Source organism: Vibrio sp. 10N.222.49.C9, from assembly GCF_041474985.1.
Classification (GTDB): Bacteria; Pseudomonadota; Gammaproteobacteria; order Enterobacterales; family Vibrionaceae; genus Vibrio; species Vibrio crassostreae_C.
In genome coordinates this window covers 1-397 of sequence record NZ_JBFRVD010000859.1, presented here as the reverse complement: position 1 = coordinate 397, position 397 = coordinate 1, and the positions used below count along the sequence as shown (strand labels likewise).

Below are 397 nucleotides of genomic sequence, written 5' to 3'. Positions count from 1 at the left end.
GCTGAATGGTGATACCAAAATGCGTATCATTGATTTTATTGAACATAATTTTCACGTTCGAGAACTGCATAAGGGCTTGAAGATTCATAACTGTTATTCCTGTATTTCGTTGCTGTGTATTCACAATATCAGACAAACTGTTTCGCAAAAGGGGGCGCATCGCCCCCCCAATATGGGATGTGTTTAGGCTTGTTCTAGTGTCTTGATAACGTACTCAGGGCAGTAATGAGTCCAATCAAAATCAAAACCCAGAATCGCCTCAATTTGTTCATCTTCTTTCTCTTTAATTAGAGCGTTGTATTCCTTTTCTGAGTGCTTTTCTGTGTAGGCTTTAGCAAAACCGCTTTGCTCAAGAATTTGGACTCTCAGACCTTTACGCATGGTTTTAAGGTTGCTT

Annotated in this window: 2 protein-coding genes; one reads left to right on the top strand and one right to left on the bottom strand. The window is 39.8% G+C overall.

Annotated elements, in window-relative coordinates:
* Nucleotides 1–187: hypothetical protein (locus AB4585_RS25945; RefSeq protein WP_372171646.1), on the top strand; the 187-nt coding region annotated here is incomplete at its 5' end.
* On the opposite strand, the gene AB4585_RS25940 is transcribed toward AB4585_RS25945, so the two are convergent.
* Nucleotides 184–397, bottom strand: a 214-nt coding sequence (locus tag AB4585_RS25940) for a hypothetical protein (RefSeq protein WP_372171644.1), incomplete at its 5' end; no start/stop codon positions are given. The two genes, AB4585_RS25945 and AB4585_RS25940, sit on opposite strands and share 4 nt — an antisense overlap.